The 19,337-nt window shown below is 72.4% G+C and carries 17 protein-coding genes and 1 tRNA gene; 13 read left to right on the top strand and 5 right to left on the bottom strand.

What is annotated here, in order from left to right; genetic code table 11:
* Position 1 precedes the first annotated feature (1 nt).
* From ACJ5H2_RS18365 to ACJ5H2_RS18330, 8 genes are all read left to right on the top strand, one after another.
* Positions 2 to 643 carry a hypothetical protein gene (locus tag ACJ5H2_RS18365; RefSeq protein WP_408896879.1) on the top strand — a complete coding sequence of 214 codons (642 nt, stop codon included), beginning with the start codon at positions 2 to 4 and terminating at the stop codon, positions 641 to 643.
* Positions 640 to 2,100, top strand: coding sequence for an aldehyde dehydrogenase (locus tag ACJ5H2_RS18360; protein ID WP_408896878.1), 1,461 nt, complete (start codon positions 640 to 642; stop codon positions 2,098 to 2,100). Before ACJ5H2_RS18365 ends, ACJ5H2_RS18360 begins: the two co-directional genes overlap by 4 nt.
* Positions 2,101 to 2,132: 32 nt before the next feature.
* Positions 2,133 to 2,882, top strand: coding sequence for an SDR family oxidoreductase (locus tag ACJ5H2_RS18355; protein WP_408896877.1), 750 nt, complete (start codon positions 2,133 to 2,135; stop codon positions 2,880 to 2,882).
* Complete coding sequence (locus ACJ5H2_RS18350; RefSeq protein ID WP_408896876.1) at positions 2,879 to 3,703, top strand: NAD(P)-dependent oxidoreductase; 825 nt, start codon at positions 2,879 to 2,881, stop codon at positions 3,701 to 3,703. The genes ACJ5H2_RS18355 and ACJ5H2_RS18350 overlap by 4 nt, the downstream gene beginning before the upstream one ends.
* Positions 3,700 to 4,143, top strand: a complete 444-nt coding sequence (locus ACJ5H2_RS18345; RefSeq protein WP_408896875.1) for a carboxymuconolactone decarboxylase family protein — start codon at positions 3,700 to 3,702, stop codon at positions 4,141 to 4,143. Before ACJ5H2_RS18350 ends, ACJ5H2_RS18345 begins: the two co-directional genes overlap by 4 nt.
* A 49-nt stretch (positions 4,144 to 4,192) precedes the next feature.
* A complete protein-coding gene (locus ACJ5H2_RS18340; RefSeq protein ID WP_408896874.1) occupies positions 4,193 to 4,936 on the top strand; it encodes a 4'-phosphopantetheinyl transferase family protein in 744 nt (247 codons plus the stop codon).
* 274 nt (positions 4,937 to 5,210) lie between these two features.
* Entirely contained in the window at positions 5,211 to 7,652 is a 2,442-nt protein-coding gene (locus tag ACJ5H2_RS18335; RefSeq protein WP_408896873.1) for a hypothetical protein, read from the top strand.
* Positions 7,653 to 8,179: 527 nt separating this feature from the next.
* Positions 8,180 to 9,667 (top strand): LPXTG cell wall anchor domain-containing protein, encoded by a 1,488-nt coding sequence (locus ACJ5H2_RS18330; protein WP_408896872.1) that lies wholly within the window; start codon positions 8,180 to 8,182, stop codon positions 9,665 to 9,667.
* A 121-nt stretch (positions 9,668 to 9,788) separates the two neighbouring features.
* On the opposite strand, the gene ACJ5H2_RS18325 is transcribed toward ACJ5H2_RS18330, so the two are convergent.
* Positions 9,789 to 9,861: transfer RNA gene (locus ACJ5H2_RS18325), tRNA-Arg, on the bottom strand.
* A 202-nt stretch (positions 9,862 to 10,063) separates the two neighbouring features.
* Between ACJ5H2_RS18325 and ACJ5H2_RS18320 the strand changes: the two genes are divergently transcribed.
* A complete protein-coding gene (locus ACJ5H2_RS18320) occupies positions 10,064 to 11,434 on the top strand; it encodes an LCP family protein (RefSeq protein ID WP_408896871.1) in 1,371 nt (456 codons plus the stop codon).
* A gap of 38 nt (positions 11,435 to 11,472) precedes the next feature.
* On the top strand, positions 11,473 to 11,664 hold the full coding sequence (locus ACJ5H2_RS18315) for a hypothetical protein (protein ID WP_408896870.1): 192 nt from the start codon (positions 11,473 to 11,475) through the stop codon (positions 11,662 to 11,664).
* Between the two features lie 168 nt (positions 11,665 to 11,832).
* On the opposite strand, the gene ACJ5H2_RS18310 is transcribed toward ACJ5H2_RS18315, so the two are convergent.
* The 3 genes from ACJ5H2_RS18310 to ACJ5H2_RS18300 form a co-directional block, all read right to left on the bottom strand.
* Positions 11,833 to 12,174 (bottom strand): MscL family protein, encoded by a 342-nt coding sequence (locus ACJ5H2_RS18310; RefSeq protein ID WP_408896869.1) that lies wholly within the window; start codon positions 12,172 to 12,174, stop codon positions 11,833 to 11,835.
* 62 nt (positions 12,175 to 12,236) lie between these two features.
* Positions 12,237 to 12,899 carry an SAF domain-containing protein gene (locus tag ACJ5H2_RS18305; RefSeq protein WP_408896868.1) on the bottom strand — a complete coding sequence of 221 codons (663 nt, stop codon included), beginning with the start codon at positions 12,897 to 12,899 and terminating at the stop codon, positions 12,237 to 12,239.
* 95 nt (positions 12,900 to 12,994) lie between these two features.
* Positions 12,995 to 13,300, bottom strand: a complete 306-nt coding sequence (locus tag ACJ5H2_RS18300; RefSeq protein ID WP_408896867.1) for an FmdB family zinc ribbon protein — start codon at positions 13,298 to 13,300, stop codon at positions 12,995 to 12,997.
* A 97-nt stretch (positions 13,301 to 13,397) separates the two neighbouring features.
* Between ACJ5H2_RS18300 and ACJ5H2_RS18295 the strand changes: the two genes are divergently transcribed.
* Positions 13,398 to 16,025 (top strand): penicillin acylase family protein, encoded by a 2,628-nt coding sequence (locus tag ACJ5H2_RS18295; protein ID WP_408896866.1) that lies wholly within the window; start codon positions 13,398 to 13,400, stop codon positions 16,023 to 16,025.
* Positions 16,026 to 16,152: 127 nt separating this feature from the next.
* On the opposite strand, the gene ACJ5H2_RS18290 is transcribed toward ACJ5H2_RS18295, so the two are convergent.
* The gene (locus ACJ5H2_RS18290; RefSeq protein ID WP_408896865.1) at positions 16,153 to 16,746 is read right to left on the bottom strand and encodes a 5-formyltetrahydrofolate cyclo-ligase; all 594 of its coding nucleotides are present in this window, start codon (positions 16,744 to 16,746) and stop codon (positions 16,153 to 16,155) included.
* 28 nt (positions 16,747 to 16,774) lie between these two features.
* On the opposite strand from ACJ5H2_RS18290, the gene ACJ5H2_RS18285 reads away from it, so the two are divergent.
* A complete protein-coding gene (locus ACJ5H2_RS18285; RefSeq protein ID WP_408899649.1) occupies positions 16,775 to 18,166 on the top strand; it encodes a UTP--glucose-1-phosphate uridylyltransferase in 1,392 nt (463 codons plus the stop codon).
* Positions 18,159 to 19,328 carry a gephyrin-like molybdotransferase Glp gene (gene glp, locus ACJ5H2_RS18280; protein ID WP_408896864.1) on the top strand — a complete coding sequence of 390 codons (1,170 nt, stop codon included), beginning with the start codon at positions 18,159 to 18,161 and terminating at the stop codon, positions 19,326 to 19,328. Before ACJ5H2_RS18285 ends, glp begins: the two co-directional genes overlap by 8 nt.
* Positions 19,329 to 19,337 lie beyond the last annotated feature (9 nt).

Here is a 19,337-nt window from a genome sequence, read left to right as displayed (position 1 = left end):
GATGACCGACCTGACCGCGCCCCTCAGCAGGGCGGAGATCGAGGAGTTCTGGGCCACCTGGCTGCAGATCAACCGCGACGTCGAGGCCGCGGGCGACTGGCGCCCGATGGCCGAGTGGTACGCCGAGGACGCGACCTACGGCTGGATGTACGCGCCCGACGAGCACTTCATGGCGGTCGGGCGCGACCAGATCCGGGACTGGGCGATCGGGATCGAGATGGACGGTCTCGACGGCTGGCACTACGACTACGTCTGCACCGTCATCGACGAGCAGAAGGCGATGGTCGTCGGATTCTGGAAGCAGCGCTCCGGGATCCTCGACGACGACGGCAAGGAGTTCGAGATCCTCGGGCTCGGCGGATCGTGGTTCGGGCTCAAGCGCGTCACGGCGGGCGCCGACGCCGGTCTGGTGAAGATCGACTGGCAGCGCGACTGGTTCGACATGCCGTCGACGGCGCACACGTTCCTGGAGATCATCAAGGCCGGCAAGGCACCGGACACGCTCCTCGAGCGCATGTCGGTCTCCGGCCATGGCGTCCCCGGGCACTACCACCACAAGGACCTTCCCTCCACCGTGTGGCCGCCCCCGGTCGAGGCCGGTCGGTATGTCACCCAGGCCGCCGCGCCCGAGGCCGCCTCGTGAGTGCGCTGCCTCCGCCCGCCCAACAGCTGGTCGACGGCAAGCTGGTGGGTGCGAGCGACGGCGCGACGTACCCGATCCTCGATCCTGCGTCGGGCTCCGAGATCGGGCACGCGCCCGACGGCACCGCGGCGGACGTCGACGCCGCGATCGCCGCCGCCCGACGGGCGTTCGACGAGTCGCCGTGGTCGACCGACCGCGACCTCCGCCTCCGCTGCCTCCGGCAGCTGCACGCCGCCCTCCTCGAGAACGCCGACGCGTTCCGCGCGTTGACCACCGCGGAGGTCGGCATGCCGGGCTTCATGATGGGCGCGGCCGGCTTCGACGTACCGGTCGAGGGCCTGAGGTGGGTGACCGACCTGCTGGAGACCTACGCCTTCGAGACGGACCTGGGGGTCGCCTCGCCGATGGGGATCCCGTCGCGCCGGACCGTGCGACGCGAGCCGGTCGGCGTGGTCGCCGCGATCACGCCGTGGAACGTGCCGACCCAGATCAACCTCGCGAAGATCGGCCCGGCGCTCGCAGCGGGCTGCACCGTCGTCCTCAAGCCGGCGCCGGACACCCCCTGGGTGGCCGCGGAGCTCGGGCGGCTCGCCGCCGAGCACACCGACATGCCTCCCGGCGTCCTCAACGTGGTGACGCCGCGGTCCGACGAGGTCGCCTCCGTCCTGTCGACCGACCCCCGCGTCGACATGGTGTCCTTCACCGGCTCGACCGCGGTGGGCCGCACGATCATGGCCGCCGCCGCGCCCACCTTGAAGAAGGTCTTCCTCGAGCTGGGCGGCAAGTCCGCCGCCATCGCGCTCGACGACGCGGACGTCGCCGCGGTCGCGGGCGCCACCGCCTTCGCAGCGTGCATCCACGCCGGCCAGGGCTGCGCGATCACGACCCGGCTGGTCGTCCCCCGGGAGCGCTACGACGAGGCGGTGTCCGTCGCCGCCGCGACCATGGAGTCGATCGGCGCGCGCGATCCCCAGGACCCCGGCGCCATCTGCGGTCCGGTCATCTCCCGCGCCCAGCGCGACCGCGTGGCGTCGTACTTCGACGTCGCCCGCGCCGAGGGCGGCACCTTCGCCACCGGCGGCTCGGTGATCGACCGGCCGGGCTTCTGGGTGGAGCCGACCGTCGTCGCGGGGCTCGACAACTCCTCGCGCCTGGCGCAGGAGGAGATCTTCGGCCCCGTGCTCGTGGTCATCCCCCACGACGGCGACGACGACGCGGTCCGGATCGCCAACGACTCGGCGTACGGGCTCTCCGGCTCCGTCGACTCGGGCGACCTGGAGCGGGCGAAGGCCGTCGCCGCGCGGATCCGGACCGGGACCCTCGCCGTCAACGGCGGCGTCTGGTTCAGCCCGGACGCGCCGTTCGGCGGCTACAAGCAGTCCGGCATCGGCCGGGAGATGGGCGTCGCCGGGTTCGAGGAGTACCTGGAGATGAAGACCATCGCCGAGCCGGCGTGAGCTGGCGATTCCCACACCCGAACAGGAGCGAGATGCGTTTCGACAACAAGGTCGCCGTCGTCACCGGCGCGGCCCAGGGCATCGGCGAGGCCTACGCCCGGGCGGTCGCGGGGGAGGGCGCCGCGGTCGTCGTGGCCGACCTCAACGACGAGGCGGGGGCCAAGGTCGCGGCCGGCATCAACGAGGACGGGGGTCGCGCGATCTTCGTCCGCTGTGACGTCTCCTCCCCCACGTCGGCCGAGGCCCTGGTCGCGCAGACGGTCGAGGAGCTCGGCGGGATCGACCACCTCGTCAACAACGCCGCCATCTACGGCGACATGGAGTTCAACCTGCTGGTCTCCGTCGACTGGGACTACTACCGGAGGTTCATGAGCGTGAACCTCGACGGCGCGCTCGTGATGACCCGCGCGGTCTACCCCGAGATCGCTCGGCGGGGCGGCGGCGCCATCGTCAACCAGTCCAGTACGGCGGCGTACCTCTACTCCGGCTTCTACGGGCTCGCCAAGGCCGGCATCAACAGCCTCACCCAGCAGCTCGCCCACGAGCTCGGCGGCCAGGGGATCCGGGTCAACGCGATCGCGCCCGGTCCCACCGACACCGAGGCCACCCGCACGCAGGCGGGCGACGCCGCGAAGGACATCGTCCGCAGCAGCCTCGCGATCAAGCGGATGGGCACGGTCGAGGACATGGTCGGCGCGCTGCTCTACCTGCTCTCCGACGACGCGTCGTGGGTGACCGGCCAGGTCCTGGCGGTCGACGGCGGCCAGACCTTCCGGCTATGAGCGGCCCGATCGCCCGGGTGGGCTTCGTCGGGCTGGGAAGCATCGGCAAGCCGATGGCGCTCCGCCTGGCCGCGGCGGAGAGCATCGACCTGCGGGTGTACGACGTCGCGCCGGACCCCGTCGCCGAGCTGGTCGCCGTCGGCGCCGCGGGCGCGCGGAGTGTCGCCGAGCTGTCCGCCGACGCCGACGTGGTGTGCGTGATGGTGCGCGACGACGAGCAGGTCCGCGCGGTGGCCGCCGAGGTCGGACCGGGCCCCGTCCTCGTCGTCCACTCGACGGTCGCTCCCGGCACCCCGGCAGCGCTCGAGGGGCAGGGGCTGACGGTGCTCGACGCACCCGTCAGCGGAGGGCCGATGGGCGCCTCCGCGGGCAGCCTCGCGATCATGGTCGGGGGCTCCGAAGGCGCCTTCGCGACCGCCCGGCCGGCGCTGGAGGCGATGGGCTCCAAGGTCGTGCACGCGGGTCCGCTGGGCGCCGGCACCCGGATGAAGCTGGCCCGCAACCTGATCCACTTCGTCGCCTTCACGGCGGTCACCGAGGCCCAGCGCCTCGCCGAGGCGTCGGGGCTCGACCTGCTCGCCCTGGGCGAGGTCGTGCGGCACACCGACGCCGTCACCGGCGGCCCGGGCGCGATCATGCACCGTACGACGACCGCGGCCCTCGCGCCGGACGACTTCTGGCACGGCGTCTTCGACCACGTGCGCGCGTTGGGGGAGAAGGACCTGGCCTTCGCGATCGCGCTCGCCGGCGAGCTCGGGGTCGACGTACCGCTGGCCCGGGAGGCACTGCCGCGACTGGGGAAGGGACTGGGCATCGGATGACTGACGAGAACGCCGAGAGCGCCGAGAGGGCGGGCGCCGACAGGGACAAGTTCGCCGACCTGCCGGAGCTGCGGGCCAGGGGCCTGCGCCGCATGGAGCAGGTCTACGGGTTCGAGATGACCGACGGCACGGGCGACTTCTTCCGCTACACCGCCGACCACCTCTTCGCCGACATCTGGAACCGTCCGGGGCTGTCCGACCGCGACCGGCGGCTGTTCCTCATCGGCCTGCTCGTGGGACAGCGCGCCGACGACGTGCTCGGCATCCAGGTCCCGGCCGCCCTCGCCAACGACGAGCTGGACGCCGAGGCGCTGCGGGAGCTGGTGATCCTCGCCTGCCACTACGACGGCTGGCCCAACGGCTCCCGGCTGAACTCCGTGGTCGAGCAGGCGATCGCGCGGGCGCGGCCGACGAGCGAGGAGCCCGACGAGGCCAGCTGAGCACCCGCGCCGTGAGCGGCCTCACAGCTGCTTGTTAGCCTCGGGAGCGATGACTCGCGACGTGGCCCAGGCCGTTCCGGAGCCGGAGGCGGAGCCGGTGGCTCCGGACGTCCTCGACTCCCTCCTCAACACCCCGGTGACCCGCGGCGGCGCCGGCGTCGCGGTCTGGCGGATCGAGACCGCGACCGTGGGCGACGAGGAGCTCGAGGTGGCCCGCCAGTGGCTCGACGAGGGCGAGCGGCAGCAGGCGTCGTCGTACGTCCGGGCCGAGCTGCGCCGCGCCTACGAGATCGCGCACGCGGCGGCCCGGCTGGTGGTCGGCGCGGTCGTCGACAGTCCGCCGGAGAAGGTGGTCTGGGGACGGCATCCCTGCCCCGGCTGCGGCGAGCCCCACGGCCGCCCGCGCGCCGAGGGGGCCGGCGTCGAGTTCTCGCTGAGCCACACCCCGGGTCAGGTGCTGGTCGCGGTCGCCGACGCCGCCGTGGGCGTCGACGTGGAGCGCCACCCGGACGACCCGGTGGCGCTGGCCAAGCTGCTCCACCCCCGCGAGCTCGAGGAGATCGAGGCCGCGGCGCACGGGCTCCTCGACGGTGGCCGGGCGTCGGTCCGGTTCACCCGCGCCTGGGCGCGCACGGAGGCCTATCTCAAGGGCATCGGGATCGGCCTGGGCCGCGACCCGCATCTCGACTATCTCGGCACCGACGCCGCCCCCCGGCGCCGCTTGGGGGAGTGGACCGTGCGTGACGTCGTCGTCCCCGAGGGGTACGGCGCCGCACTCGCCCTCCTGTCCTGATCCCCGGAAAGGTTAAATCTGCCGCTGAAGCGGGGGTTTTGCCGTCATTCGTGCGCCGAGGACGCCGCTCGTCCTTACGCTGCAAGTGGGTTCTGGCCGTTGCCACCGTCTCGGAGGCGTCGGCGGCCGGTGGAGGGAGTGTGGAGCCACGGTTCGCGGTGGGGCGCGGACCACGCGGCTCGATGCTCCCTTCTGGCTTTCTCGGGACCGCCCGCGTCAGCACCTGACAACAGTCGCGGCTCCCCTCGGACGCGACCCATGGGGGTTTCTGAGGATGACCATTTCCTTGCGCCGTGTCCGGCGCCCCGTCGAGCAGGCCGGGGCGCGCAGCGCCCGCCGCCGGCGGCACCTGATCGCACTCGTCCTGCCGGCGGCCCTCGTGGCCGGTGCCGCGTTCAGCGGCCCGGCGGTCGCCGACGACGTCGACTCCGGCCCGGCGTCCGCCGAGGCCTCGCAGGAGACGCCGGCACCTGAGCCGGCCCCGGAGCCGAAGCCGGAGCCGAAGCCGGAGCCCGAGCCCGAGCCGAAGCCCGAGCCGAAGCCGGAGCCCGAGCCCGAGCCGAAGCCCGACCCCAAGCCGGAGCCGAAGCCCGAGCCGAGCGAGGAGGCTCCACCGCCGGCGGAGGAGCAGCCCGCCGACGAGGAGAAGGCAGACGAGGTCGCCGAGGAGGATGCGGCGGTCGTCGTACCGGAGGATGCCGTCCCCGTGGGCAAGGAGGCGGAGAAGGCCGCGAGCCTGATCCCCCCGAAGGTCGCCAAGGAGGTCGCGCCCGCGGCCGAGCCGGTCAACACCAAGAAGTGGGTGGTCTGCAAGTACTCCGCGACCCCCGAGATCGGTGAGAAGGCCCAGACCGTCGTCATCACCGACGTCCCGAACGACTTCGACGGGACCTTCCCGGAGAGCTTCAACGACGCGCAGTTCGCCTCGCTCGCCATCCGCTACGCCAAGGTCGGCGAGCAGTCCAAGGACCTGACCCCCGACAACTGCCCGCTGTTCGGCGACCCCATCCCCGTGACGCCGCCGGTGCCGGTCCCGACCGACCCCTGCGGTCCCGCCAACGCGTTCTTCCCCGAGGACCAGATCCCGACGGAGACCGAGGGCTACACGGTGTCGACCTCGGGAACGCCGGTCACCTCGATCACGATCACCGCGAAGGACGGCTTCGTCCTGACCGTCGGGGACGGCGAGCAGGTGACCTATACCGCCACGGACTCGGGGGCGCTGTGCGAGGCGACGCCACCGCCGAAGCCGCCGGTCACGGACCCGTGCGGCCTGGCCAACGCGTTCTTCGCCCCGGCCGTGGTCCCCGCCGACACCGCCGGCTACGACGTGTCGACCTCGGGTGACCCGATCACCACGATCACGATCACGCCCAACCCGGGCTTCCAGTTCCCGCAGGGGACGCCCAACCCGCTGGTCTACACCGCCGAGGACTCCGGCGCCCTGTGCCCGGTGACGCCGCCGGGCCCGCCGCAGCCGACCGACCCGTGTGGTCTGGCCAATGCGTACTTCGCGGACGGGGTCGTCCCGGCCGACGGCGTCGGGTTCGACGTGACGACCGAGGGTGACCCGGTCACGAAGATCACGATCGTGCCGCTGCCGAACTACGAGTTCCCCGACGGTACGCCGAACCCGCTCGTCTACGAGGCGGTCGACTCGGGCGCGCTGTGCCCCGCACAGGCGCCGCCGATGCCCGAGGTGACCGACCCGTGCGGTCTGGCGAACGCCTACTTCGCGGCCGAGGACATCCCCGCCGACACCGCGGCGTACGACGTCTCGACGGCGGGCAACCCGGTCACGACGATCACCATCACCGCGAACCCGGACTACGAGTTCCCCGGTGAGGACCCGGTGGTCTACACGGCCGTCGACTCGGGGGCCCTGTGCCCGGCGACGCCGCCGGCCAAGCCGGCCGTCACCGACCCGTGCGGTCTGGCCAACGCGTACTTCGCGGCCGACGACATCCCTGCCGACGGCCAGGGCTACGACGTGACGACCGAGGGCGACCCGGTCACGAAGATCACGATCACGGTGCTGCCGAACTACGAGTTCCCGGACGAGACGCCCAGTCCCGTCGTCTACACGGCGGACGACTCCGGCGCGCTCTGCCCGGCGACGCCGCCGGCCAAGCCCCAGGTGACTGACCCGTGCGGACTGGCGAACGCCTACTTCGCCGCCGAGGACATCCCGGTCGACGGCGAGGGCTTCGTCGTCACCACCGAGGGCGACCCGGTCACCAAGGTCACGATCACGGCGCTGCCGAACTACGAGTTCCCGGACGCGACGCCGAGCCCGGTCGTGTACGAGGCGACCGACTCGGGCACCGCCTGCCTGGTGGCGCCGGCACTGGCCGCCAACGACCCGTGTGGCCTGGCCAATGCGACCTGGGTCACCCCCACGCCGACCGCGGACTACTCGGTGTCCCTGGTCAACGGCGTGATCCAGCTGATCGCGGCCGCGGGCAAGGCGTTCGAGGGCAACCAGCCGACGTACACCTACGCCGTCGCGCCGACGCCGCCCGACTCCGGAGTGACCTGCGCGGTCGCCGGTGTCGAGGAGACCAAGAAGCCCCCGAAGAAGGGCGCGGTGAAGGGCGTGCAGGCCACGGCCCTGCCGAGCACGGGTGGTCCGCTCGGCTGGCTGCTGCCGCTCGGCGTCGGACTGGTGCTCGCCGGAGGCGGCCTGGTCCTCACCCGCCGGAGCCGGACAGTGTGACCGGCTGGCCGGCAGCGAAGGACAGGTGAACGCACGCAGCCCGCGCCGGGAACCGGCGCGGGCTGCGGCGTCCCCGAGCGGGGCTGTGCGACGGGCGTGTCATAACGGGAGCCTGGACGAAGAAACTCACGCTGGGACGATGAAGCTTCCTCGTCCCAGCGTGAGTTTCACCGGCCGGCCGGTGAAACTGTCTCTGCCCGTCCCCCCGACCCCCATCCGGACCCGCCCCCACCTCACCGGACCATGTGGCGCCGGTCACCGGGAAAGGTTAAATCTTCCGCCGCCGCAGGGTTTTACCCGAAAACCCCGCGACCGGGACTTTGGTCCTCCCTAGGGTGCTCAGAGGGTTCTGGTGGTCCTCCTCCGATCTCGGGAGAAGCGGACCACCGGGGGTACGTCGTCGGACTGGGCTCGCGGTGGGGCGCGGGCATCGGGCCGGCGGTCGCACTGAGCCGTCTGGCCGCCCGCTCCACCGCTGTGCCACCGTCGCGGCTCCCCTCAGCGCGACGGATAAGGGGAATCCCATCATGTCCAGTCCTGTGCGCCGCGTGCGGCGTCCACGCACCATCGCGCTGGCGGTGCCCGCGATGCTGCTCGCCAGCCTCGCTCTCGGCACCCCGGCCTTCGCCGACGACGTCGTCGACCCTGGCCCGGCCTCCGCCGAGACCAGCACGCCGTCCGAGCCGGCCCCGGAGCCTCCGCGGGAGGAGCCGAAGCCCGAGCCCGAGGCCGAACCGAAGCCCGAACCGAAGCCCGAACCGGAGCAGAAGCCCGAGCCGGAGCAGAAGCCCGACCCGAAGCCCGACGCGCCCGCGCCGAGCCCCGAGCCGAAGGCCGACCCCGCGGAGGAGTCCGCGCCGGTCGAGGTCCCGGCCGACGCCGTACCGGCGGGCAAGGAGGCCGAGAAGGCGGCGGCCCTGGTCAAGGAGCCGCAGGCGGCGCAGGACACCTGCCCCGACGGCGGCGGCTGGATCAAGGTCGAGCCGGTGGACGCGCTCACCAAGACGATCACCGCGCCTGCCAACAAGCTGATCGCCGAGGTCTGCGCGAAGTCGAGCACGAACGTCGTCTCGATCGTGCTCGACCCGCCCGCCGCCGAGTACACCTTCACCTCCGGCGAGGGGCCGTGGGCGGTCTTCGTGAACGGCCAGGGACAGCCGCAGAACATCAGCCACGTCTCGTACCGCCTCATCGACGTCCCCGTCGAGGTGCCCGGACCGCCGGCCCCGACCCAGCTCGACCCGTGCGGGCCGAACAACGCCTACTTCACCGAGGCCAGCATCCCGGCGGACACCGACCAGTACGACGTCACCACCGAGGGCAACCCGGTCACCAAGGTGACCATCGAGGCCAAGCCCGGCTTCGTGCTGACCGGTGGCAACAAGGTGTACACGGTCCAGGACTCCGGCACGGCCTGCATCGTGGTGCCCCAGCTCCAGCCGACGGACCCCTGCGGCCCGAACAACGCCACGTGGGTGCTCCCGGCCGAGACGGCCGAGTACAGCGCGGCCCTCGTCGACGGCAAGATCGTCCTCACCGCCAAGGGCGCGGCCCGGTTCCCCGGGGACGAGACGACCTACACCTACGACGTCGGCCCGGCGCCGGACTCCGGCACCGCGTGCGCAGTCGACCGTGCCGTCGTGTGTGCGACGACCGTCGTCCAGGCGCGCGCCGCCGCCGACACCCCGGGGACGATCCTGATCGTCAACCTGGCCGACCTGATCGCCAAGGGCTTCACCGGCTCCTACCCGTTCACCTACACCGAGAACGGGGTGACCTACCAGGTCATCCGGGCCGCGGCTCCGGGTGAGACCGCGGGATCGGTCACCGGCATCACCTGCGCGGTGGCTGGCGTTGAGGTCACGAACACGCCGCAGGAGAAGGGTGAGGTCCGCGGCGTCGCCGCCACGGCCCTGCCCAACACCGGTGGTCCCGACGGCCTGCTGCTCCTGCTCGGCGTCGGGCTCGTGCTCGGCGGTGCCGGCGTGGTCCTGGCGCAGCGCCGGGAGGCCTGAGGCCCTGAGATGAGAGCCGCGCGCCACCGCTCGCGGCGCTGAACGACGGAGCCCGTGCCGAGGAGATCCTCGGCACGGGCTCCGTGCGTTCCGAGCAGTGCGGGGCGAACCCCGGTCCCGGTGCCCCAGGCAAGAGTCGAACTTGCGACCTTTCGCTTAGGAGGCGGCTGCTCTATCCACTGAGCTACTGGGGCGTGGGAGCCATCTTGTCAGGTCCGGGCCGTGTCGCCCGGATTGGGTCGTCGCCTCCCGCTTCGCGACAATGGTCGCGACTCGCCGCCGCCCTTGTCGTGAGTCCGTACGGTGATCGTGATACCAGTGCCGTCGGCCGCTGACTCGGCAGCGCAGTCGAGCCCTTGACCCTCCGCCCCGTGCGGCCACACGACCAGGTGAACCATGACGCAGGACGATGAGACCCGGCGCCCCGAGTCGACCCCGGGCAGCCGTGCCCGTCGGGTGCCGACCTCGCGCGCCGAGCGGCGCCGACGTCGCCTGGGCGGCGGTCCGGGCCGTCGTACGGCGGGCGGTCGGCGCAAGGCGCCCCAGCCGGGCAAGACCGTCTTCAGGGTCATCGTGGCGAGCCTGCTCTCGCTCGGCCTGGCCACGGGGCTGGGCGTCGTCATGGTCTACAACAACTGGAACGGCAACATCGACCGGCAGGACCTGGCGGCCCAGCTCAAGAACCGTCCGAAGAAGGAGAAGGTCGCCGGTCCGCGCCAGCCGATGAACATCCTGGTGATGGGCTCCGACAGCCGTGACTGCAAGGGCTGCGGCGTCGACGGGGAGTCGACCAACGGCCTCTCCGACACCACGATCCTGTTCCACCTCTCCGCCAACCGGAAGTTCGCCTACGGCATCTCGATCCCGCGGGACACCGCGGTCATGCGACCGACCTGCTACAAGGCCGACGGCTCGGAGATCCCGGCCTCGGGCTCGTACGAGAAGTGGAACGCCGCGTTCTCGTACGGCGGGCCGGCGTGCACCATGCAGCAGTTCGAGCAGGTCACCGGGATCCCGCTCGACAACTATGTCGTCGTCAACTTCGGCCAGTTCAAGGACATGGTCAACGCCCTCGACGGGGTCGAGGTGTGCATCCCGGAGGACATCGAGGACGACGTCCGCAACATCTACCTCAAGGCCGGCACCCGGGAGATCAAGGGGGACGAGGCGCTGACCTACGTCCGCGCCCGCTACCGGATCGGGGACGGCACCGACCCCAACCGCACCCGCCGCCAGCAGGCCTTCATCGGCTCGATGATCAACAAGGCGCTCACCAAGGGCATGCTCGCCCGGCCCGACCGCCTGATCGGCTTCATGAACGCCGCGACCACGGGCCTGCAGACGAACTTCGAGAACATCGCGCAGATGGCGGACCTGGCGGTCACCGCCCAGGGCATCGGCGCCGAGAACATCAAGTTCATCACCACGCCCTGGGTCTACTCCGACAAGGTGAGCTCGGGCATCGAGTGGACCCCCGAGGTCGCCAAGCTGTGGCGCCTGGTCCTCGAGGACAAGCGCCTGACGCCGGAGTTCCTCAAGGACGCGCTCAGCGCCGGGGACGAGCCCGACGGCTCGCCGACCGCGCCGGTCGGTGGCACGCAGTCGCCGTCCGACACCGCGTCCTCCGACAGCGAGAGCCCGTCCGGCTCCACATCCGGCTCTCCGAGCGGTACGCCCAGCGGTACGCCGAGCAACGGCACGCAGACGCCGCCGCCGGCCGAGGGCCTGAGCGCCTCCGGGCGCGAGGCCGCCGGCCTGTGCACCTGAGGGCACCTGAGGGCACCTGAGGGAACCGGAGGCCTGCCGTGGCTGAGCGAGACGACGACACCCCGCGGAGCGAGACGCCATGGGAGCGACGGCGTCGGCTGGCCGCCATCTTCGGTGACGCCGAGCCGGCCGTGACCTCCGACGAGCGCGACGACGTACCCCCCGCGGAGCGGGAGAGCGCCGCGGACCGCTGGCTCAAGTCCCAGGTCCCGCCGCACCACGGCGACTGACCCCGGACGCACCGAGGGCCGGCGGGGAGGTATCCTCACCGGCCCTCGTCGCCGTTGAGTCGTCACTAGACGACCGTTGAGTCGTCAGTAGCTCGCGGGCGAACTATCGACGACTCAACGGGTCGGTTGTGACGACTCGACGGGTCGGATGTGACGACTCAACCGAGATCAGGGACGCGCGGCGAGCGAGTCGCGGATCTGGGTGAGCAGGTCGAGCTCGGTCTCGCCGGGCTCGGGGTCGGGGAAGAAGCGCTCCTTGGCCTTGGTGTACGGCGTCACGACCAGGAAGTAGACGACGGCGGCGAGCAGGACGAAGGCGACGACCGCGTTGAGGAACGCGCCGAAGGAGTTCGGGGCGTTGCTGAAGTACTCGTTGGCGCTGTCGGGCATCTGCGCGGTGAGCCAGTTGACGAACGTGGTGACGACGGTGGCGAACGACGCGCCGATGATGAAGGCGACGGCGATGTCGACCAGGTTGCCCTGGAGAAGGAACTTCTTGAACCCGGACATAGGTATCTCCTCTTTCCCGAGAGTGGCGGTGAGGTGTGGGAACCCACTCTCGATCCCCGAAACTAACTGCGACTCCATGTATAAGTCACGTATTCGGCAGCGGCCGCCTCCGTGACGTGGTACAGCGCATTCGAATCTAGGGCGAGGACGACCAGCCGTCCGGGAAGCGCGCCGTCGGCGGCCGCAGCCGCATCCGGTACGGCGAGCACGGTCGCCTCGCGCGCCAGCAACCGCGTCGCCCGCGCCTGGGTGTCCGTGCTCAGCAGGCTGATCCGGTCGCCCGGCGTCAGCAGGGCGACCTGGCCGGCGTCGGACAGCCGCACCGGTACGGCGACCGTGCCCGGCGGCTGGGCCGTCGCGAGCGCGTCGCCGACCAGGCGTACGTCGGTCACCGGCTCGCCCGCCGCGACCGGGGCCGCCAGCCGACGGCCGAGCGGCTCGTCCGCCACCCGGTGCGGTACGGCGTCCGGCGGCATCCGCACCGTGGCGAGGTCGCCGCGCTCCAGCATCCGTCCTGCGGGGAGGTCGCGCGCCGCGACCAGCACGCTCGCCGTGATCGGCGGAGGCGGCGCGAGGGCGCGGACGCCGACCGCCGCCGCGCCGCCCAGGAGGAGGGCGGCGACCAGGCGACGACGGCGCAGCACCCGGCGGCGTACCTCGTCGCGGGCGTCCCGGATCCGGCGCAGGGGGTCCCGCGGCGGGCGCGGGGGAGCGTGGAGGTCCATGCGGGCGACCGTAGGCCGCCCCGGCGCAGCGCGTCGGCGTCCTCCACAGGCCCGCTTCACCGGCCCGCTTCACCTGCCCGCGAAGGCGCCGTCCGTCAGGCGGGCGCGGCGGCCGAGCTCGAGCTGGAGGAGCCGGACGAGCTCGCGGACCCGGCGTCGCCGGAGGATGAGGACGAGGACGACGCGGCCGGCGCGCTGGACGCGCTCGACGCAGACTTGCTGTCGGACTTGCTGTCGGTCTTGTAGAAGCCCGAGCCCTTGAACACGACCCCGACGGAGTTGAATACCTTGCGCAGCCTGCCCGTGCACTGGGGGCACGTGGTCAGGGCGTCGTCGCTGAACTTCTGGACCTGCTCGAAGGCGTGTCCGCACTCGGTGCACAGATACTGGTAGGTGGGCATCGACTCGTCCTCGCTTGGCACTCTCGCCCTAGCACTCTTACCGGGCGAGTGCCAATGCTACGTCAGGATGCCAGGGCACGGCACAATGGCGCCCACCATGGTGGACCACGACCCGGGCGCCGACGCCCCGCCCGCGACGCGCCGTTCCCCCTCCTGGCCCCGGTGGCTGCGCTGGACCTCGGCGATCGGGGTGCTGGTGGCCCTCGCGCTCGTCGCGGGGCTGACCACCGCCGTCGTCGGCGTACGCCGGTCCTGGCCGCAGACGGGCGGGGAGCTCTCGATCAGCGGCCTCGAGGGCGAGGTGCGCGTGGTGCGCGACGACCACGGCATCCCGCAGATCTACGCCGACTCGACGCACGACCTGATGCTGGCGCAGGGCTTCGTCCACGCACAGGACCGCTTCTTCGAGATGGACGTCCGCCGGCACGCCACGGCCGGCCGCCTGTCGGAGCTATTCGGCGAGTCCGGACTGGAGACCGACCTCGTGGTGCGCACGCTCGGCTGGCGCGATGTCGCCGAGAAGGAGGTCACGCTGCTGCGCCCGGCCACGCGCAGCGCCCTCGACGCCTACGCCGAGGGGGTCAACGCCTACCTGGAGGGCCGTTCGCCCTCGGAGATGGCCCTGGAGTACACCCTGCTCGGCATCACCGGCCTCGACTACCAGCCGGAGAAGTGGAGCGCCGTCGACTCCGTGGCCTGGCTCAAGGCGATGGCCTGGGACCTGCGCGGCAACCTCGAGGAGGAGATCGGCCGCGCGATCGCGACGGAGGTCGTGGGCGCGCAGCGCGCGCAGGACCTCTATCCCGCCTACCCGTACGACGAGCACGCGCCCGTCGTACAGCAGGGCGCCGTCGTCGGCGCGGGCGACCAGCGGGTCTTCGCGCAGGACGCCCGGGACACCCAGGACGCCCGGGGCGCAGGGACGACGCGCACCCTGGCGCGGGTGCGGGCGGTGCTGGCCGGCGTCCCGGCGCTGCTCGGGAGGGGCGACGGGCTGGGCAGCAACGCGTGGGTCGTCGACGGCGGTCGGACCGACACGGGAGCGCCGATCCTCGCCAACGACCCCCACCTCGGCATCTCGCTGCCGGGCGTGTGGACCCAGGTCGGGCTGCACTGCCGCACGCTGTCGGACGAGTGCCCCTACGACGTCGCCGGGTTCAGCTTCTCCGGGGTCCCCGGGGTCGTCATCGGGCACAACCGCGACATCGCCTGGGGCTTCACCAACCTCGGGCCCGACGTCACCGACCTCTACGTCGAGCGGATCGAGGGCGACACCTGGGAGTACGACGGCCAGCGGCTGCCGCTGGTCAGCCGCACCGAGAGGATCGAGGTCCGCGACGGCGAGGACGTCGAGATCACGGTCCGCTCGACCGGCCACGGCCCGTTGCTGTCCGACCTGGCGCGCTTCGCCGACGAGGACGGTATCGAGCTCACCGAGGACGGCCTGCTCGACCAGGTCGAGGGCATCGCCGCGGTCCAGGACACCGGTGAGGACGCGATTTCCCTGGCCTGGACGGCCCTCACGCCGCGCCCGACCGCCGACGCGCTGCTCGCCCTCGACCGCGCGAGCGACTGGACGTCCTTCCGCAAGGCCCTGTCGGACTTCGCCGTGCCCGGCCAGAACGTCGTGTACGCCGACACCGAGGGGCACATCGGCTACCAGGCCACCGGCCTGGTCCCGGTCCGGCGGCCGGGGTCCGACGGCCGGCTGCCCGCCGCGGGCTGGCTGCGGGAGACCGACTGGACCGGCGAGTTCGTCCCGTACGACGCCCTGCCGAGCGTGCTGGACCCCGAGTCCGGGATCATCGCCACCGCCAACCAGGCGGTCGTCGACCCGGCCCGCTACGCGCCGTACCTGACCTCCGACTGGGACCAGGGCTACCGCTCGGACCGGATCAACCGACTGCTGGCGGCCGACGACGAGCTCGACGTCGAGGCCATGGCGGCCATCCAGCTCGACGACCGCAGCGCGATCGGCGAGGCACTCACGCCGTACCTCCTCGACATCGAGCTGCCGCGCGGCTACTACTCCGACGGGCAGCGGCTGCTGCGCTCGTGGAACTACCAGCAGGACGCGGACAGCGCGGCCGCGGCGTACTTCAACGTGGTGTGGCGCGAGGTGCTCGAGCGCACCTTCCGCGACGAGCTGCCGTCGGTGATCGCACCCGACGGCGGCGACCGGTGGTTCGCGGTCGTGACCGCGATGCTGCCGCGGGGGCGCAACGCCTGGTGGGACGACGTGCGCACCGACGACAAGGTCGAGCGGCGCAGCGACATCCTGCGCGCGGCGATGATCGCCGCCCGCGACGAGCTCACGGCGCTGTCATCGCCGGACCCCGACGAGTGGTCCTGGGGCCAGCTGCACGAGCTGGAGCTGCGCTCCTCGACGTTAGGGGAGTCCGGGATCGGGATCGTCGAGCGGCTGTTCAACCGGGGCGGCTGGGAGGTCGGCGGCGGCGGCTCCCTGGTCAACGCGACCGCCTGGGACGCGCGGACCGGCTACGAGGTGGTGACCGCGCCGTCGATGCGCATGATCGTCCCCCTCGACGACCTCGACGCGGCCCGCTGGGTCAACCTGACCGGTGTCTCCGGCCACGCCTTCCATCCGCACTACACCGACCAGACCGACCTCTGGGCCCGCGGCGAGACCCTGCCCTGGATGTTCTCGCAGAAGGCCGTGGAAGCGGCGGCCGAGGACGTCCTGCTGCTCACCCCCTCGGGTTGAGTCGTCACATTCGACCCGTCGAGTCGTCAGTGGTGACCCGTCGAGTCGTCAGCTGGCGCCCCCCGGCGGCCCGAACCGACGAGTCGAGGGGTCGGATGTGACGACTCGACGGGTCAGAACCGACGACTCAACCCAGGCGGCGGAGCCCCGAGGGGGTTGCGGCGGCGCTCACCCGGCGGTCGTGCGGCTCGGCGGGTACGGCGGGGAGGACCTCGTCGTCGTACAGCAGGACGCAGGTGAAGGTGCCGACGGGCACCCGGGCCAGGGCCCGGTCGTAGGAGCCGCCGCCGCGCCCGATCCGTAGGCCGTCGGGCGCGACGGCCAGTCCCGGGACCAGGACCACGTCGGCCGTCGCGACCGCATCGACGCCGAGGGTCGGGCCGAGCGGCTCGAGCAGGCCGCGGCGGGCCGGGGCGAGCGACCCCGGCCCCCGGTACGACGCCCAGTCGAGGTCGTTGTCGGCCATCAGCACCGGCAGGATCACCCGCTTTCCGGCCTCGAGGAGCAGGTCGAGAAGCCCGGTCGTGCCCGGCTCGCTGCCGACCGAGACGTACGCCGCCACGGTGGCTGCGCGGCGTACCTCCGGTGCCGCGAGCAGGTGCTCGGCGATGGCGCGCGCGGCCTCGCCGACCTCGGCGAGCGGGCGCCGGCGCCGCGCGGTGAGCAGCTGGTCGCGGACGGCGACCTTGGCCGCTTCGTGGAGCGGTTGTGGACCTGTCACGCAAGAAGCCTACGATCGGCTCATGGGTATGAGCGGCCGGAGCAGCGGCCTGGAGAAGGCGCGGGCGAAGATGCTCGACGCGGGGGTCGACCCCGTGGCGATCGAGACGTTTGCGCACTACTACCGCCTGCTCGAGCACGGGGAGACCGGGATGATCCCCGAGTCGACGATCGACCCGGTGGACATGGAGAGCCTCGCCGACGTGGAGGTCCCCGACGACGTCGCCGCCGACGCGATCGGGAAGACGGTCACGATCAAGCTCAACGGCGGCCTCGGCACGTCGATGGGCATGGAGCGGGCCAAGTCGCTGCTGTGCGTGCGGCGCGGGCTGTCCTTCCTCGACATCATCGCCCGCCAGACCCTCCACCTGCGTGAGCGGTACGGCGCCCGGGTGCCGCTGCTGTTCATGAACTCCTTCCGCACCTCGGCCGACACCCTGCACGCGCTGGGCCGCTACGAGGACCTGGCGGTCGACGGACTGCCGCTGGAGTTCCTGCAGAACAAGGAGCCCAAGCTCCTCACCTCCGACCTCACCCCGGTGTCCTGGCCCAAGGAGCCCGACCTCGAGTGGTGTCCGCCCGGGCACGGGGACCTCTACACCGCGCTGCGCGGCACCGGCCTGCTCGACCGGCTGATCGAGCAGGGCTACCGCTACGTCTTCGTCTCCAACTCCGACAACCTCGGCGCGGTCGCGGACCCGCGGGTCGCGGGCTGGTTCGCCTCCTCGGGCGCGCCGTTCGCGATCGAGGCGGTGCGGCGCACCGCCTCCGACCGCAAGGGCGGCCACTTCGCGCGGCGCCGGGCCGACGGTCGGATCGTGCTGCGCGAGACCGCGCAGACCCTGCCGGAGGACCGCGAGGCCCTGGCGGACCTCGAGCGGCACCGGTACACCTCGACCAACAACCTCTGGTTCGACCTGCACGCGATGAAGGCGGTGCTGGACGGCCGCGACGGCATCCTCGGCCTCCCACTGATCCGCAACGTCAAGCACGTCGACCCGGCGGACCCGTCCTCGCCCGAGGTGGTCCAGATCGAGACCGCGATGGGCGCGGCGATCGAGATCTTCGACGGCGCCCGCCTGATCGAGGTCGGGCGTGCCCGGTTCATCCCGGTCAAGACGACCAACGACCTGCTGGTGCTGCGCTCCGACGTGTACGAGATCGGCTCCGACTTCGCGCTCACCCAGGTCGCGGCCGACGTGCCCTATGTCGACCTCGACGCCGACCACTACAAGGTGGTCGGGGAGTTCGACAAGCGCTTCCCGGAGGGCGCGCCGTCGCTGGCCAAGGCGAAGGCGCTCAAGGTCGAGGGCGACTGGACCTTCGGCCACGGGGTGCAGGTGGTCGGCTCGGTCGAGCTGGCGTCGAAGGGCGCCCAGCGGGTCCCGGCCGGCGAGGTGCTGTCGGGGTCGGATGGCTGACCCGGCCTGCTCGGTCGACGAGCACCGGTCGCGGGTGGTCGAAGGCGTCACCCGGCTGGCCCCGGAGGTCGTGCCGTTGGCGGACGCGCTGGGCCGCCGGCTCGCGGCCGACGTCGTGGCGACCCTGTCCGTCCCGCCGTTCGACCACGCCGCGATGGACGGGTTCGCCGTCCGTGCGGCGGACCTCGCGTCCGTCCCGGTCTCGCTGCCGGTGTCGGGCGCCGTGGCCGCCGGCGACACCGTCACGCCCCTCGAGCCCGGTACGGCGGTCCGGATCATGACCGGCGCCCCGGTCCCGCCCGGGGCCGACCTGGTCGTCCCCTTCGAGTGGACCTCCGGCAGTGACCCGGTCGAGATCCGGCAGCGGGCGGACGCCGGACGGCACATCCGGTTCGAGGGCGAGGACGTCCGCGCGGGCGACATCGCCGCCTCCGCCGGATCCTGGCTGCCGCCGGCGCGGCTCGGGTTGCTCGCCTCGGTCGGCGCCACCACCGTCGAGGTGCTCGCGCGGCCGCGGCTGGGCGTGATCTCCACCGGTGCCGAGCTGGTCGAGGGGCACGTCCCCGACAGCAACACCGTCATGCTGAGCGCCGCCGGGCGTGACCTCGGCGCCGTGGTCACGGCGTACGGGCCCGCGCCGGACGACCCCGGGCGCTTCCTCGACGTGCTGCGGACCGCCGCCGAGCACTCCGACCTCGTCGTGACCACCGGGGGGATCTCGGCCGGCGACCACGACGTCGTGAAGGCTGCGCTGCGCGACGACCCGGCGTTCTGGTTCGGGCCCGTGGCGCTCAAGCCCGGGCGGCCGCAGGGCTGCGGCTCCGTGGTGACGAGCGACGGCCGCCGGGTCCCGGTCGTGACGCTGCCCGGTACGCCGATCGCGGCGTACGCGGCGTTCCACCTGTTCGTGCGCGCAGTACTCGGGCGGCTGGCCGGGGACGACGCGGAGACGCGGCTGGCGCGGCTCGGCGTCGCCGTGGAGGCAGGGGATCGCACCGTGGTGCTGCCCGCCGTGTACGACGAGAATGACGACGCCGTCCCCCTGCGTGGGCACACCGGGCACTCCCAGCGGCTGCTCGCGCGGGCCGAGGCTCTGCTGGTCGTGCCGCCGGCGCGCCGGACCTTGGCGGCGGGCACGGTCCTCGAGGCGTTCCCGCTGTGAGTCCGAAGG

The organism is Nocardioides pymetrozini (genome assembly GCF_046058985.1).
Lineage (GTDB): Bacteria > Actinomycetota > Actinomycetes > Propionibacteriales > Nocardioidaceae > Nocardioides.
This window is presented reverse-complemented; position numbering and strand designations above follow the sequence as displayed.

What these genes read in the sequence shown, in the direction of transcription:
- glp (WP_408896864.1), top strand. Translation starts at nt 18,159, where the DNA reads ATGGCTGACCCGGCCTGCTCGGTCGACGAGCACCGGTCGCGGGTGGTC.
- ACJ5H2_RS18355 (WP_408896877.1), top strand. Translation starts at nt 2,133, where the DNA reads ATGCGTTTCGACAACAAGGTCGCCGTCGTCACCGGCGCGGCCCAGGGC.
- ACJ5H2_RS18285 (WP_408899649.1), top strand. Translation starts at nt 16,775, where the DNA reads ATGAGCGGCCGGAGCAGCGGCCTGGAGAAGGCGCGGGCGAAGATGCTC.
- ACJ5H2_RS18365 (WP_408896879.1), top strand. Translation starts at nt 2, where the DNA reads ATGACCGACCTGACCGCGCCCCTCAGCAGGGCGGAGATCGAGGAGTTC.
- ACJ5H2_RS18330 (WP_408896872.1), top strand. Translation starts at nt 8,180, where the DNA reads ATGTCCAGTCCTGTGCGCCGCGTGCGGCGTCCACGCACCATCGCGCTG.
- ACJ5H2_RS18335 (WP_408896873.1), top strand. Translation starts at nt 5,211, where the DNA reads ATGACCATTTCCTTGCGCCGTGTCCGGCGCCCCGTCGAGCAGGCCGGG.
- ACJ5H2_RS18320 (WP_408896871.1), top strand. Translation starts at nt 10,064, where the DNA reads ATGACGCAGGACGATGAGACCCGGCGCCCCGAGTCGACCCCGGGCAGC.
- ACJ5H2_RS18340 (WP_408896874.1), top strand. Translation starts at nt 4,193, where the DNA reads ATGACTCGCGACGTGGCCCAGGCCGTTCCGGAGCCGGAGGCGGAGCCG.
- ACJ5H2_RS18310 (WP_408896869.1), bottom strand. Translation starts at nt 12,174, where the DNA reads ATGTCCGGGTTCAAGAAGTTCCTTCTCCAGGGCAACCTGGTCGACATC.
- ACJ5H2_RS18305 (WP_408896868.1), bottom strand. Translation starts at nt 12,899, where the DNA reads ATGGACCTCCACGCTCCCCCGCGCCCGCCGCGGGACCCCCTGCGCCGG.
- ACJ5H2_RS18350 (WP_408896876.1), top strand. Translation starts at nt 2,879, where the DNA reads ATGAGCGGCCCGATCGCCCGGGTGGGCTTCGTCGGGCTGGGAAGCATC.
- ACJ5H2_RS18295 (WP_408896866.1), top strand. Translation starts at nt 13,398, where the DNA reads ATGGTGGACCACGACCCGGGCGCCGACGCCCCGCCCGCGACGCGCCGT.
- ACJ5H2_RS18345 (WP_408896875.1), top strand. Translation starts at nt 3,700, where the DNA reads ATGACTGACGAGAACGCCGAGAGCGCCGAGAGGGCGGGCGCCGACAGG.
- ACJ5H2_RS18300 (WP_408896867.1), bottom strand. Translation starts at nt 13,300, where the DNA reads ATGCCCACCTACCAGTATCTGTGCACCGAGTGCGGACACGCCTTCGAG.